Source organism: Streptomyces odonnellii, from assembly GCF_000981895.1.
Taxonomy (GTDB): domain Bacteria; phylum Actinomycetota; class Actinomycetes; order Streptomycetales; family Streptomycetaceae; genus Streptomyces; species Streptomyces odonnellii.
Genome location: NZ_LATD01000090.1, coordinates 1 through 13,504 on the forward strand (window position 1 = coordinate 1; position 13,504 = coordinate 13,504).

13 protein-coding genes and 1 pseudogene are annotated in these 13,504 nt (G+C 70.3%); 5 read left to right on the top strand and 9 right to left on the bottom strand.

Annotation, left to right across the window (positions count from 1 at the left end; all coding sequences use genetic code 11):
- Nucleotides 1-159 precede the first annotated feature (159 nt).
- Nucleotides 160-402 (bottom strand): chaplin, encoded by a 243-nt coding sequence (locus WH07_RS10325; protein WP_046498373.1) that lies wholly within the window; start codon nt 400-402, stop codon nt 160-162.
- A 233-nt stretch (nt 403-635) separates the two neighbouring features.
- On the opposite strand from WH07_RS10325, the gene WH07_RS10330 reads away from it, so the two are divergent.
- Both WH07_RS10330 and WH07_RS10335 read left to right on the top strand, forming a co-directional pair.
- Nucleotides 636-1,700 carry an ATP-binding cassette domain-containing protein gene (locus tag WH07_RS10330; RefSeq protein ID WP_079023120.1) on the top strand — a complete coding sequence of 355 codons (1,065 nt, stop codon included), beginning with the start codon at nt 636-638 and terminating at the stop codon, nt 1,698-1,700.
- Nucleotides 1,697-2,488 carry an ABC transporter permease gene (locus tag WH07_RS10335; protein ID WP_046498376.1) on the top strand — a complete coding sequence of 264 codons (792 nt, stop codon included), beginning with the start codon at nt 1,697-1,699 and terminating at the stop codon, nt 2,486-2,488. Before WH07_RS10330 ends, WH07_RS10335 begins: the two co-directional genes overlap by 4 nt.
- Here the strand turns inward: WH07_RS10335 and WH07_RS10340 are convergent.
- The 5 genes from WH07_RS10340 to WH07_RS10360 form a co-directional block, all read right to left on the bottom strand.
- Nucleotides 2,469-5,693: an ATP-binding protein gene (locus tag WH07_RS10340; RefSeq protein ID WP_046498379.1), complete on the bottom strand. Its 3,225-nt coding sequence runs from the start codon at nt 5,691-5,693 to the stop codon at nt 2,469-2,471. The genes WH07_RS10335 and WH07_RS10340 overlap by 20 nt on opposite strands.
- Before the next feature lie 78 nt (nt 5,694-5,771).
- On the bottom strand, nt 5,772-6,635 hold the full coding sequence (locus tag WH07_RS10345; RefSeq protein ID WP_052744318.1) for an SDR family NAD(P)-dependent oxidoreductase: 864 nt from the start codon (nt 6,633-6,635) through the stop codon (nt 5,772-5,774).
- Nucleotides 6,636-6,734: 99 nt separating this feature from the next.
- Entirely contained in the window at nt 6,735-7,181 is a 447-nt protein-coding gene (locus tag WH07_RS10350; protein ID WP_198533774.1) for a MarR family winged helix-turn-helix transcriptional regulator, read from the bottom strand.
- A gap of 237 nt (nt 7,182-7,418) precedes the next feature.
- Complete coding sequence (locus tag WH07_RS10355; protein WP_046498384.1) at nt 7,419-8,063, bottom strand: hypothetical protein; 645 nt, start codon at nt 8,061-8,063, stop codon at nt 7,419-7,421.
- Nucleotides 8,060-8,506: an ATP-binding protein gene (locus WH07_RS10360; protein WP_046498388.1), complete on the bottom strand. Its 447-nt coding sequence runs from the start codon at nt 8,504-8,506 to the stop codon at nt 8,060-8,062. Before WH07_RS10360 ends, WH07_RS10355 begins: the two co-directional genes overlap by 4 nt.
- 128 nt (nt 8,507-8,634) lie before the next feature.
- Here WH07_RS10360 and WH07_RS10365 point away from each other — a divergent pair, with 128 nt between their 5' ends.
- From WH07_RS10365 to WH07_RS10375, 3 genes are read left to right on the top strand one after another with little or no spacing between them, the layout of a single operon-like run.
- Nucleotides 8,635-9,459: a helix-turn-helix domain-containing protein gene (locus WH07_RS10365; protein ID WP_046498391.1), complete on the top strand. Its 825-nt coding sequence runs from the start codon at nt 8,635-8,637 to the stop codon at nt 9,457-9,459.
- Nucleotides 9,446-9,649, top strand: a complete 204-nt coding sequence (locus WH07_RS10370) for a DUF397 domain-containing protein (RefSeq protein WP_046498392.1) — start codon at nt 9,446-9,448, stop codon at nt 9,647-9,649. The genes WH07_RS10365 and WH07_RS10370 overlap by 14 nt, the downstream gene beginning before the upstream one ends.
- Nucleotides 9,650-9,667: 18 nt before the next feature.
- Nucleotides 9,668-9,859, top strand: coding sequence for a DUF397 domain-containing protein (locus tag WH07_RS10375; RefSeq protein WP_046498396.1), 192 nt, complete (start codon nt 9,668-9,670; stop codon nt 9,857-9,859).
- 52 nt (nt 9,860-9,911) lie between these two features.
- Here WH07_RS10375 and WH07_RS10380 read toward each other — a convergent pair whose 3' ends face one another.
- The 3 genes and pseudogenes from WH07_RS10380 to WH07_RS42125 all read right to left on the bottom strand — a co-directional run.
- The gene (locus tag WH07_RS10380) at nt 9,912-11,057 is read right to left on the bottom strand and encodes a methyltransferase domain-containing protein (protein ID WP_232788805.1); all 1,146 of its coding nucleotides are present in this window, start codon (nt 11,055-11,057) and stop codon (nt 9,912-9,914) included.
- Between the two features lie 397 nt (nt 11,058-11,454).
- Entirely contained in the window at nt 11,455-11,625 is a 171-nt protein-coding gene (locus tag WH07_RS37375; protein ID WP_232788806.1) for a hypothetical protein, read from the bottom strand.
- Nucleotides 11,626-12,820: 1,195 nt separating this feature from the next.
- Nucleotides 12,821-13,246: pseudogene (locus WH07_RS42125) on the bottom strand (helix-turn-helix domain-containing protein); the annotation flags it as partial.
- Nucleotides 13,247-13,504 lie beyond the last annotated feature (258 nt).

A 13,504-nucleotide genomic window follows, 5' to 3' on the forward strand; every position in this document is an offset into this window, starting at 1 on the left:
GCCCGGACGCGCCCCGCTGAGCCGAGCGGGCTCACGCATCGTCGCAGCGCCCGGCCCTGCCCCGGACACCGGCCCCGGACACGCCACGCCACGCCACGCGCAAGGGCCGGTCCCAGCGCGCCCGCCCGGAACCGGCCCTCGTGGCTCAGCCGTCGGGCTTCAGCCCGCGTTGACGCAGGTGTTGCCCGCTGCCGGGTTGAGGAGGGCGAGGATGTCGATCGTGTTGCCGCACAGGTTGAGCGGGACCTCGATCGGGACCTGGATGACATTTCCCGAAAGGACGCCCGGCGACCCCTTCGCGATGGCTTCGGCTTCCGCGTCGGCGAATGCGGTCCCGCCCCCGGCGGCCAGAATGCTCCCGGCGATCGCGATCACGACGCCGGCCTTCTTCAGCTTCTTCACTTGGCGCTCCTCATCCCTCATCGGAAGTCGCCGTGGCCAGTTCCACAGCTACGTCCGAGATGTAACCTCCAGGCGCAATCGTCACGCTACGTAGTGTTATTTTCACCTGTTCGCGTGACAGCGGACCCGGCATACCGCCCAGACCCGACATCATCGCCCTCCGCCGTCCGGTTCCAGAGCGCTGAAACCGTCGTGAAACCGCGCTGAACGCGCCCTCCCGCAATCTCTGCGGCATGACGACAACGACATCGCACTCACCCGCCATCGCGGCCAAGGGGCTGCGCAAGGCCTACGGGGACAAGACCGTCCTCGACGGCATCGACCTGGTGGTACCGGCCGGCACCGTCTTCTCCCTGCTCGGCCCGAACGGCGCGGGCAAGACCACCGCCGTCAAGATCCTCTCCACCCTCGTCACCGCCGACGCCGGTGACCTGTACGTCGCCGGCCACGACCTGGCCGCCGACCCGCAGGCCGTACGCGCGGCGATCGGCGTCACCGGGCAGTTCTCCGCCGTCGACGGCCTGATCACCGGCGAGGAGAACATGCTCCTCATGGCGGACCTGCACCATCTCCCGCGCGCCGAGGGCCGCCGTACCGCCGCCGAGCTGCTGGAGCGCTTCGATCTCACCGAGGCCGCGAAGAAGCCCGCCTCCAGCTACTCCGGCGGCATGAAGCGCCGCCTCGACCTCGCCATGACGCTGGTCGGCGACCCGCGCATCATCTTCCTCGACGAGCCGACCACCGGTCTCGACCCGCGCAGCCGCCACAACATGTGGGGGATCATCCGCGAGCTGGTCTCCGACGGCGTCACTGTCTTCCTCACCACCCAGTACCTGGAAGAGGCGGACGAACTCGCCGACCGCATCGCCGTGCTCGACAACGGCAGGATCGCCGCCACGGGCACCGCCGACGAGCTGAAGCGGCTCATCCCGGGCGGACACGTCCGGCTCCGCTTCACCGACCCGGACGCGTACCGGTCCGCCGCCGTCGCCCTGCGCGAGGTCACCCGGGACGACGAGGCGCTGACGCTTCAGATCCCCAGCGACGGCAGCCAGCGCGAGCTGCGCTCCATCCTCGACTGGCTGGACTCGGCCGGCATCGAGGCGGACGAGCTGACCGTGCACACCCCCGACCTCGACGACGTGTTCTTCGCCCTGACCGGCGGCACCAAGACCAGCAGCACCAAGACGGACGGCGCCAAGAACGGCAGCACCACGACCGGCAGCACCAAGTCCGACGGCGCCAAGACCAGCAGCGTCAGCCTCCCCGACCAGTCCACCAAGGAGACCCTCCGATGAACGCCCTCTCCCTCGCCGTCCGCGACTCGAACACCATGCTGCGCCGCAACCTGCTGCACGCGCGCCGCTACCCGTCCCTCACCCTGAACCTGCTGCTCACGCCGATCATGCTTCTGCTGCTCTTCGTCTACATCTTCGGCGACGTGATGAGCGCGGGCATCGCCGGCGGCGGCGCCGACCGCTCCGAGTACATCGCCTACATCGTCCCCGGCATCCTGATGATGACCATCGGCGGCACCGTGATCGGGGCCGCGGTGTCCGTCGCCACCGACATGACCGAGGGCATCATCGCCCGCTTCCGTACGCTGGCGATCCACCGCGGGTCCGTGCTCATCGGGCATGTCGTCGGCAGCGTGCTCCAGTGCGTCGCCAGCGTGGTCCTCGTCGGCGCCGTCGCCATGGCCATCGGCTTCCGCTCCACCGACGCGACGGCGCTGGAGTGGCTGGCGGCGTTCGGACTGCTCGTCCTGTTCTCCCTGGCGCTCACCTGGATCGCGGTCGGCATGGGCATGGCCAGCCCGAACCCCGAGGCGGCCGCCAACAGCGCACAGCCGCTGATCCTCCTCCCGCTCATCTCCAGCGCCTTCATCCCGGCCGACACGATGCCGGGCTGGTTCCAGCCGATCGCCGAGTACCAGCCCTTCACCCCCGCCATCGAGACCCTGCGCGGACTGCTGCTCGGCACCGAGATCGGTGACAACTGGTGGATCGCCGTCGTGTGGTGCGTCGGACTGGCCGCGCTCGGCTACCGCTGGTCGACGTCCTCGTTCAACCGCGACCCGAAGTAACCGCCATGACGGCGCGGGCTGCCGCACGCAGCTCGTCCCGCTCCAGGGCCGCGTACTCCGACACCGCGTCGGCGTACGCCGCCCTGACGGCCGGTTCGGTGGCCCCGACCGCCTTCCTGGCGCGGTCCGCCGACATCGTCGGCTGGAAGTCCCGATGCGCCCCGAGCCGTTCGGCCAGCGCGATCATCCGTACGGCACCGACACCGGCACACGCACCGGCACCGGCACCGGCATCAACACCGGCACACGCACCGTCACCCGCACCAGCACCCGCACCCGCCTCACCGGACGCGAGCCCCGCCATGCCGAGGGCATGCAGCATCGTGCCGAACAGTGGAAGTTCGGAGGGCGGGCCGACCGGCTCGGCGAGCAGCGTCCGCAGCCGCTGCCGCAGCCGTTCGACCACGTCCGCGACCAGCCCGAGCCGCCCCGCGTGCGCGTGTGCCGTCACCGCCACCGACTGGGTCAAGTACGGCCACGGGTCGAGCAGGGCGTCGCCGCCGCGCGTCGAGCCGGCCGCGAGCACGCGCTCCACCTCGCCGCGCCACAGGCCGAGCCCGACCTCCGTCAGGCCACGGGCGAGCGCGATCTCGGCGCGCCCGCCGAGATCGGGCCGGTAGAAGTCGTCCTGCCGCGGCGGGTTGTCGCTCTCCGCCCGCCGCAGCCAGTACTCGGCCTCGTCGGGGTCGCCGCGCTGAAGGCAGGCGAGGACGAGGGAGGAGCGGATGAAGATGTAGTCGTGCCCGTCGTTGAGCCGTGGCAGCACCTTGAGCACCGCCTTGAGGTGTCCGTACGCCTCCTCGCCCCGCCCCAGCCGCAAGTACAGCTCGCTCAGCCGGGAATGCCCCATGAGCTGCGCGGACGGATTGTCGGCCGGGGCCAGTTCGGTGATCACCCGGCGGGCCGAGGCGAGCGCGCGGTCGATGTCGTGCTCGTACTCCCAGACGTAGGTGGCGATGGACTCGGCGATGCCGGCGACCAGCGGCTGCCCGCTGTCGCAGAGCCCCCGCAGCACGCCGTAGTCGGGAGGCAGCATCTCGGGGATGGCGCTCACCACCACACCCGTGGCGCGCAGCAGCGTGTCCGGCGGGGCCGCGGGCAGCCTGCGCAGGGTGACGAGCTGCCGTACGGCGCGTGGGCCGTGGCCCATGAACAGGCCCGCCGTGCACAACACCGCGGCGGCTCGGGTGACTTCGACGTATTCGGGCTCGGGGCGGTAGTGCGACAGCGCCGGGCCGGTGTCGGCGGCGAGCGCGGCGAGGCGGGGGAAGTTGGAGTCGGTGGACCACAGTGTGGCGAGGACGGCGGTGACGGCGGCGATCGTGGGTCCGTCGGTACGGGCCAGGGCCTGCCGCAGGGCCAGTACGAGGTTGTCCTGCTCGGCCTTGATGCGCTCCCAGGCCGCCAGGGGTTCCGGGCTGAACAACGCGTCGTGGTACGCGACCGCGAAGTCCCGTGCCCAGGTGAGGAATCGGCCGACGGCCGCCTCGTCCTCGCCCGCCTCCGCGCGCCGCGCCGCGCTGAACTCCCGTACGGTCTCCAGCATCCGGAACCGCACGCCGGCCGGGGTGTCGGCGACGGTGAGCAGCGACTGACCGGCCAACTGCTCCAGCAGAAGCAGCGCGTCCTCGCCGAGGACCCGCTCCGCCGCTTCGCCCGAGAAGCCGCCGGGGAAGACGGACAGCGTGCGCAGCGCCGCCCGGGCGTCCTCCGCGAGCAGGTTCCAGCTCCACTCCACGACCGCGTGCAGCGTGCGGTGGCGCTCCGGCACGCCCCGCACCCCGCCGCGCAGCAGCGCGAACCGGTCGGCGAGGCGGCGGGCTATCTCCGGCACCGAAAGCACCCGCACCCGCGCCGCGGCCAGTTCCACGGCGAGCGGCAGCCCGTCGAGGTGCCGGCACAGCTCGGCCACCGCGTCCGGCGGCAGCTCCACACCGGGCCGGGCGGCCCGGGCCCGCTGGGTGAACAGTTCGACGGAGGTGTCGGGACCCAGCTCCGGCAGCGCGTACACGGCCTCGGACGTGAGGCCCAGCGGGGCCCGGCTGGTGGCGAGCACCCGCAGGTCCTCGGAGGACGAGACCAGGGCCTGTACGAGGGCGGCGGCGCCCCGGACGACCTGCTCGCAGTTGTCCAGGACCAGCAGCGCGGGCCCGGAGCCGAGCACAGCGAGGATTCCGGACACCGGGTCGGCCGGGGCGTGGCCGCTCATGGCACCGGGCCGTCCCTCGCCCGCGCCGAGCGCGGAGGCCACCTCCGCGGCCACGTCCTCGTCCGCGGTGACGCCCGCGAGCGGCACGAAATACACCACGCGCTGCTCGGCCCGGCGGCTGACGGCGTGCGCGAGCCGGGTCTTGCCGAGGCCGCCGGGACCGACGACGGTGACGGCGCGCGACGCGCGCAGCAGCCGCTCCACCGCCGCGATGTCCTCGTCCCGGCCGAGGAGCGGGTTCGGCTCGTGCGGCACACCGTGCCTGACCACCGGCGACTCGCCGCGGAGCAACTCCCGCTGTACGGCCTTGAGTCCGGCGCCCGGGTCCGTACCGAGCTGGTCGCGCAGCTCACGGCGGTACGCCTCGTACCGCGTCAGCGCGGCGGACGGGCCCGCCGTGGCCGCCTCGCCGCGCAGCAGTTCGGCGAGCACTTCCTCGTCGCGCGGATGCTCCGAGGCGGCCACGGCCAGCGGCCCGGCTGCCTCCGCGTGCCGCCCCAGCCGGGCGAGCGCGAGCGCCCGCGCGCGTACGAGCGTGCCGCGGACGGGGGCGCGCTCGGCGCGCAACGCGGCCACCGGGTCGCCGGGGTCGCCGTCCCCGTCCGGGGTCCCCTCCCACAGCGCGAGCCCGGCCTCGGCCTCGGCCAGCGATCCCGCGTGGTCCCCGGCCCTGGCCCGGTCCGCGCCCGCCGCGGCGTGCAGCAGCAGGGCGGAGCTGTCGACCTGGTCCTCGGCGAGTGCGAGCCGGTATCCGGTCGGCGTGCTCACGATGACGTCGGCACCCAGTTGCGTACGGGCCCTGGACACCAGGACCTGTAGCGCCTTCCCGGGCCGCTCCGGCAACTCGTCCGGCCACAGCCCCGCCACCAGCCGCTCGGTACCGCACCCCGTACGCAAGGCCCCCGCGAGCAGCGCGAGGAGCCCGCGGAGCCGGGGCGCGGTGACCTCCTGTCCGCGATAGGCGACACGCGGCAGCAGGGTCAGGTCGGTGGTCACCCGTGCAGATTAACCAAGCCCGGTCCCACCGGACCTCCCCGAACTCCCCCACGAGCCGGTCCCGCCGCTACGCGGTCCCTACAGGCCTGGGTGGCTCACGATCGTTTCGTGGTACGTCTTCCCGCGGCTCATGCCGAGCGCTCGGGCGACGGGCCGTACCGTCAGGGCGGTGGCGATCAAGTCGCCGATGCGAGGGGACAGTGCCTCGCCGAGCAGCAGCATGTTGGCCGTTCGGGGCAGTACGACACGTCGCCTCCCGCGCCGGACCGCGGCCACCACGGCTCGCGCGACGTCGTCTGACGAGAGCGGAGTCATGTGCCGGAACGGGGGCGGCATCTCGGCTTCCGCCGCCTCCTTCAGCAGATCGGTGGCGGTGAGCGCCGGGTGGATCGCCACGACCCGGATACCGGCGTCGGACACCTCCTGGCGAAGGCTGTCCGAGAACGCGGAGACCGCGTGCATCACGATCGCGTACGAGCCGAACCGGGCGAACGCCTTGCGCCCCATCACGGACGACATGTTGACGATCGTGCCCGAGCCCTGTCGCCGCAGGATCGGGAGCGCGCGTCGCGTCACGTCGATCATCCCGAAAAGGCTCGCCTGGAGTGTCTGATGGACGTCCTTTTCGAACGCCGCCGATTCAACACCGCCCACCTTCCCGATTCCGGCGTTGTTCACCAGCACATCGATCCCGCCGAATCGGTCCACCGCCGCGTCCACCAGGGCCGCCACAGCGTCGTGCGAGGTCACGTCGGTCGGCACCGACAGCACTTCCGCGCCCAGATCGCGAACCTCGTTCTCCACCTGGGCAAGCCGCTCCACCGAGCGGGCCGCGAGAACGAGCCGCGCTCCTTCCCGCGCGAACGCCAGCGCGACGGCTCTGCCGATTCCTCGCGATGCGCCCGTGACCAGCACCACCTTGTTCGCAAAGAACGCGTTCACGACGACTTCCCTTTCGTGATGTATATACAACATGCAGTGCGACATGTGCCGCCGGGACCCGCCCGAGCCGATCCGCCCGAGCCGCCCGGCCGGCAAGGCCTAGGCGTCCGGCGCGTACCCCATACCGCCCGCGATTCCCTGGACCGCGTCCACGCCCGTCGTCCCGAGAAGCCGCGCGGCCTGCCGCTGGGCCTCCCGCCACTCCGGCATCACGGACTCGATCTTGGCCCGCCCGGCGCGGGTGAGCGCGATCTCCCGTATCCCTTTCGCATCGGACGACAGGGCCTCGATCCAGCCCCGGTTCAGCAGGAGATTTACATTCCGGCTGACCGTGGACCTCTCCAGTTGCAGCACTTCGCCCAGCTTCGACGGTGGACACGGACCGGCCTTGCCCAGCGCCGCCAACAGGTTGACCTGGGCAATTGTCAACCCATGACCGCCGAGGGCGCCGTCGTAGAGGCTCGTGACGGCCCGGCCGATCAGCCGGACACGCACCGCCAGACAGTCACGCACGATCTCGTCGATGGAAGAAGCACCAGCACTCACACGTCCAGTGTTGTACATGCAACAAGCTCCGTCAACCCGAGCCACCCCGATGTCCGAGCAGCACCGGGTGCCGGTCCCCGACACCGACGCCCAGGCCGCCGCTCCCCGCACGGAAGCCGAGCTGGAGGCGGCGGCCGAGTCCGGTGTATCGGCTGAGGGTCATCATCGGGAACGGCGTGGCCGTCGCGATCGTCGACGGCCACCGAGACACTCGTCCCGACGTCCCCCGAGCACCCTCTATCGCGCTTCCGCCCGTTTCAGGTACGCGACATGTTCCGCTTCCAGGTCCACGACGGTGAACTCAAGCAGCTCCATGATCAGTTGGCCTGCCAGCACCCAGCCCAGCCGCCAGCTCTCGAACGCCACGCCGCCCGCGTCGCACGCCACCGGGAACAGCCCGCCCGGCTGATACAGCGCCCCATGCACCCCCGCCACCACGAACGTCCGCACCCGCAGCGCCACATAACTCGTGCGTAAGTGCGGGCACGCCCCGACCGAGATGACCGCGCACGGCACGCACAGCGGCGGATGCGTAGTGACATAGCCGGGCTTGTGCAGCTCCGGCTCATCCGCATCCTCACCCACGACCCACAGCGTGCCCTCGTCGGTACGGTCCGACGGCCCACCGCAGACCTGACACAGCAACTTCCGCATCGCCCGGCGCTGCCGCAGGAAGTGCACGTTCCCGAACTCAGGACGCCCCTTCCCCGGACTGATCCCGATCCGCTTCCACAGCACACCCATGTCGTCACGCTCGTACGGCCCCTCGTCGGCGTACGCGATCCCACCGCCCCGGACGACCAGCACACCCGGCGGCTGATGCTCGGAGGACCAGGAGGCGATGTACGGGACGACCGGATGCCTGCCCAGCGGTGCGCTCACGGGCGGTCCTTCTCGCTGGGCCGCACGAGCGGCACGGACAGGCACGCCCAGATCATCTTCCCCGGCCCGGCCCGGTCGGCCACACCCCACTCGTCCGCCAGAGCGTCCACCAGCAGCAGCCCCCGCCCATCCAGCGCCTCCGGATCCGGGGTACGCGGCTGCGGCCGGACCGGCGAACCGTCGTGCACCTCAATCCGCAACCCGCCCGCACTGCGGAAATAGCGCGTCTCGATGACCTGCTCCGGAGTCACCCTGGCGTGCAAACTCGCATTGCTGAGCAGCTCAGACACGATCAGGACCGCCGCATCCTCCAGCTCCGACAGCCCCCAATCGGCCAGCGCCTTACGCAACTCCAACCGCGCCAACGCCACGCACCTCGGGTGACTGCTCCACCGCAGCACAACGCTGCGATCGGTTTGGTCCGGCCTGCGGTTCCCGCACATGTCACGCGCCCTCCATCTACCCTTGCTCGCTTTCTGTGACGAACACCTCACAGAGTGATAGGAGTCCAGCTATGGTGGCCAGTAGTAGGGGGTTGACAACACCCGCTTCAGATGTAGGAGTTGATGGCATGGCGAAGGCCAGGACACCTCGTACGCCTAGGCAGAAGTACGGCGAGGAACTGAAGCTCCGTCGGATAGCGGCGGAGATGACTCAGGAGATGTTGAGCGAGATCGTGGTCTGCTCGCCCACCCTGATCAGCCACTTCGAGGCGGGCCGCCGCCTTCCCAACCCGGACGACGCGAAGCGCATCGACGCCGCGCTCGGTACGGACGGGTTCTTCTCCAGGTGGCTGAAGGACCTCGACTCCAAGTACGCCGATCACTTCGCGGCGGTGGCGGAGTTGGAACGGCAAGCGTCGGAGATCCGCCATTACGGTTCGGCGCTCATCCCGGGCATCCTCCAGACAAAGGCGTACGCGCAAGCGATCTTCCGTTCGTGGCGGCCGAACTACTGGGCAGAGGACCTGAACCGGCTCGTCGTCAACCGCATCGAGCGCTCTGAGGTACTCAAAGGCCCCAACGGGCCCGTAGTGTGGACCTTGTTGGACGAGGCAGCGCTCAGGCGCAAGGTCGGCGGTCCGCAGGTCATGGCCGAGCAGCTCCGCAAGATCGAGGAGATGGGGGAGGCCGGGCGGCTGCGGCTGCATGTTCTGACGTTCGAGGCGGGTGAACACGCCCTGGCCGAGAGCATGCTGTACCTGATGAACTTCGAGGACGCCCCACCGATCGCGTACGTCGAAGGCTTGTACACAGGGCACTTGATGGACCAGCCAGCCCTGGTGAGCAGTTGTCAGGCGGCCTACGATCTGGCACTAGGCGATGCGCTGTCGCACAAAGATTCTCTCGCCCTGATCAGGGCCGTAGCGGAGGAATACGAGCATGAACAGCAGTGAGCAGTTCGCCGGGTGGCGCAAGTCCAGCTACAGCGGAGGCGGCAACGGCGACTGCCTCGAAGTCGCGGACGGATACGCCAACGTCCCCGTCCGGGACTCCAAGAACCCCGGCGGTCCCGCCCTGCTCTTCCAGACCAACGACTGGTCGACGTTCATCACGGCCATCAAGGACGCCAGCCTGACCGCCTGAAACCGGAGGACTACGACCATGCACACTGTCGGATGGCGCAAGTCCAGTTACAGCTCGGGGAACCAAGACGACTGCCTCGAAGTCGCGGACGGGTACGCCGACATCCCGGTCCGCGACTCCAAGCGCCCCACCGGCCCGAGCCTCCGCTTCCGTACCACCGACTGGTCGTCGTTCATCGCGGCCGTCAAGTCCGGGAGCTTGACCGGCTGACCGCCCAACCCCCTCATCCGTTGGCCTACCAATGGATGAGGGGCTCGGGGCTTCACTTGGCGGGAATCGCCGGTGGCGTGGTTGCCGGCCAGTAGGGGCCGGCCTCAGGGTCGCGTACCCAGACCACCTGACTGTCCGGTGTCACCGTCATGCCGAACTCGTACAGGCTGGGCTGGTCCTGGGCGAGCCACCAGTCCCAGGCGGCGTCGACCTCGTCGGCGAGCCGCCGCGGCCCTCCTTGGTAGGCCATGTCGTCGCTGACAGTCGAGGACAGTGTTGCCCAAGACGCTTTCCCGTCGTGCAGCCAGGCGATCACCCCTTCGTCCTTTTCACGCGTGGTGATCCGGACGTCGGGGAGCGCCACACGGAGGGCGAACAGCAAGCTGCTGTTCTGTCGCAGCGGTCGCAGGTCCCGGCCCAACGGGCGTTCGCTGTCGGGCGGGCCGTCGCCGCGGACCTCCTTCAGGCGACGCCCGGCTGAGACGCCCGCAGCAGGCATGAACGTCGCGAGCCCCTGCATCCACCCGCTCGCCGACCGGCCGTCCGCCGCCACGGTGAGGGCCACATGCCCGAGTCGGCCCCAGGGAGTGACGATGCGGGCACCGGGCCGGGCGTACGCCACCCAGGCCCACGGGACCGTCTCCACGGCGTAGGTGGAGATTATCCGGTCGTACGGCTCGTCGCCGGGCCGGGCGTGCGCACCGTCGCCGACCGCGACCGCCACTTCGAGGTCCGCGGCTTTCAGCCGTGCCCGCGCTCGGTCGGCGAGAGCGGCGTCGAACTCCACACTGACGACTCGCTGTCCGCCGCCGACGCGCCAGGCGAGCAACCCGGCGTTCCATCCCGTGCCGGTGCCCAGTTCCAGGACGCGGTGGCCTTCTTCCAGCATGAGGGAGTCGAGCATGTCGACCACGATCGACGGTGCGCTCATGCTGGAGGAGGGCCGACCGGCGGTGAGCTGAGTGATGGCCGGGTCGTGCGGTCCCGCGTACACAAGGTCGGCCCACTGTTCCGGGTGCCGTCGGCGATCGACGGCGGCGTAGGCTTTCCCGTCCCAGACCCACAGCCGCTCAGGAGCGAAGTGGTGACGGGGTAGGGCATGGACGGCCTGACGGGTCCACGGGGACCGGTCGGGCCAACTGCCGGCGGCCTCCATCGCGTCCGCGAGACGCCGGCGCCGCTCGGCGAACTCGGTCACGGTTTCTACTTTCGGTGTGTGCCGTTCGGCGGGGGCGGCGGAGGTACCTGGCCGTCGGCGTTGTCCGGCGGAGGAGTGCCGTCTTCCAGCGGCGGATCCGGCTTCTTGTGATCACTCAACGCAACCTCCTAGTCACCAATGGTGACCCTACTCTTGCGTATGCCACCAGTTGCGTGCGAAGTGAAGCTGAAAAGTGGCTGATTCACGACACCGCCCTCGTCAGACCGGGCCTCTCGTGCATCGAGTATCCCATCGGCGAGTAGCACGGCATCCGGTGATTCCTGGGAAGAGGGCCGTCCGGCGCCTCCCGTCCATCAACGAGAACCCATAGCGCCCTGCGGCCCAGCGAGGACATGGATCCGTCGGGCGGGTCACGGAACCCGGCATTCGCGCCTGGTCACAAGCAGAAGGCGCCACCCTCGATCAGGATGAGCAGTCCGATGGCGATCAGAACCAGCGCCAGCGCGATGTGTCCCCAGCGGGCGAGCACCCTGACGATGACGGGGCGGGTGGCGAGTCCACGGGCAGGGGCTCTCCTGTCGGTGGTGCGGTGAACCTGAGACGCCACCGAGAGCCTCACCACGCCTTCTCGCGGGAATCAGCCGGCCGAAAGCTGACCGGTCGATCGGGCGATGCCCTCGGTCCTTCGGCGCGGGCGCGCCGGGCACCGCCGCCACGGATGAGGGTTCCGCCCGGTCGATGAACGGCACCACTTCGGCTTCCGGCCGAAGTTGCCCTGATCAGGACGTGCTGATCAGGCCGCCCCGTCGAGCCGCGTCCGGACTTGGCAGAGGCCTGGTATCCGCCTCACCTCACGCCCTGGCCGGCTCCCGGGACATGGCCCAGGACCGAGCGGCCGCGGTCAGTGCGGCGCGGTGCGGCAGCGGGTCTGTTCTCTCTCTGTTTTCCCAGACGGCGTACAGGGCGTGTGCGAAGGTGCTGACCGCGGAGGAGGCGGCGGCACGGTAGGCCGGAACCTCGCGGGCGACCTCCTCGGCCTGCTCCGGGGTGTGCCCGGCGTGGATGAGCCGAACGACCGCGAACGCGGTATCGGCCCAGTTCGGCCCAGGGCATGCGAGTGCCCAGTCCAGCAGGTGAATGCCATCGGGGGTGGCGACCATGTTCAACGCGGACACGTCCGTATGAACCAATGCGCCGCCTTCGAGGTCGGGCGTGCGGTCGGCAGGGAAGAAGCCGCGCCACCGCACATGCAGCGGCTTCTTACGGACCGTCGCGGGCCATGAGGCGGCCGACAGAGCGGTGAGAGTGGCGACCAGCGGGGCAAGGTCGGCCGAGCCGGGGGCGAGGTCGGGGTGGCGGCCGTCGACGAACTCGTACCCGATGAGCAGCCAGCCTCCCGCCTCCACCTGCCAGAGCAGACGGGGAGCGCGCGGCGCGCACCTCGTGACCCGCGCCTCGTAGTCGTACATCCACGCTGTCTCGTCGTCGAGGCGGGTCCCTTTGACGAACGCGCGCCCCAGGGCGGTGTGCAGGGTGCAGGCGAGGCGTGACATCACACCGCTTCCCGCGGTCTCCGCGTGGTCCACGCGCCCGGTGTGCTTCTCTACGGCTTCCTGGGCCGCGGGCGGCAGTTCATGCCATGCGGTGCGGTCCACCCGCGTCTCTCCTCGCGCAGAACGGAAGCCGGTCCCCGGCTCGGCCACAGCGTGGCACAAGACGGGGACCGGCCGCAGGACTGTTTCGTCAAGCGTGCTTCGGACTGTTGTGGCAGTTGGCATGGCACTGCGAGCAGTCGGCGATGTCTGGGCCTCGCGCAGCACGTCGGGCAAGGCGCGCAGGATCGCGATGCTGGCTGCGGCGTCCCGTAGGCGGTGCAGTCCGGTCATGTACCGCCACAGCTCACCGGACGGCCGAGGGGTGCCGTCGAACACGGGTGTGAGGTCGTAGCGGCGCAGCTCGCGCAGGATTGACGCCGCGGCGACCTGCCACTGGTTCTCCGCCGGACTGCTCGTATATGGGCGGCCGATCAGGTCGTTGGGGTGTACGTGCAGCTTGGCGGCAATGAGGTTGAGCAGCCCCACTCGGTCTATCTCGATCTGCCCGCGCTCCATCTTGGACACCCAGCCCTGAGACTTCCCGAGGTCTGAAGCCAGGTCTGCCTGCGGCATCCCGAGGCGCAGGCGCGCCCGGCGTACGCGCCGGCCGATCTCTTCCGATTCCTCCAGCATCAGCGCGTCCCCCGGACTGCGGCGGGCCTGCTGTGCTCATGCGGTCGGCAGGGCATTGGGGCTCCATCCGTTCGGGCCTGTCTCCCAGAACGGTACCCATGCCCGCGGTGTGCATGGGCGCCGTCAAGTCCGGAAGCTCGACCGGTCGATCGGGCGGTGTCCTCAGTCCTTCGGCGCGGGCGCGCCGGGCACTGGTGCCGACGGGTGAGGGACCGGTTGGGCCGGGACCGGCCGGGGCTTCAGCGGGCGGTCCCGGCC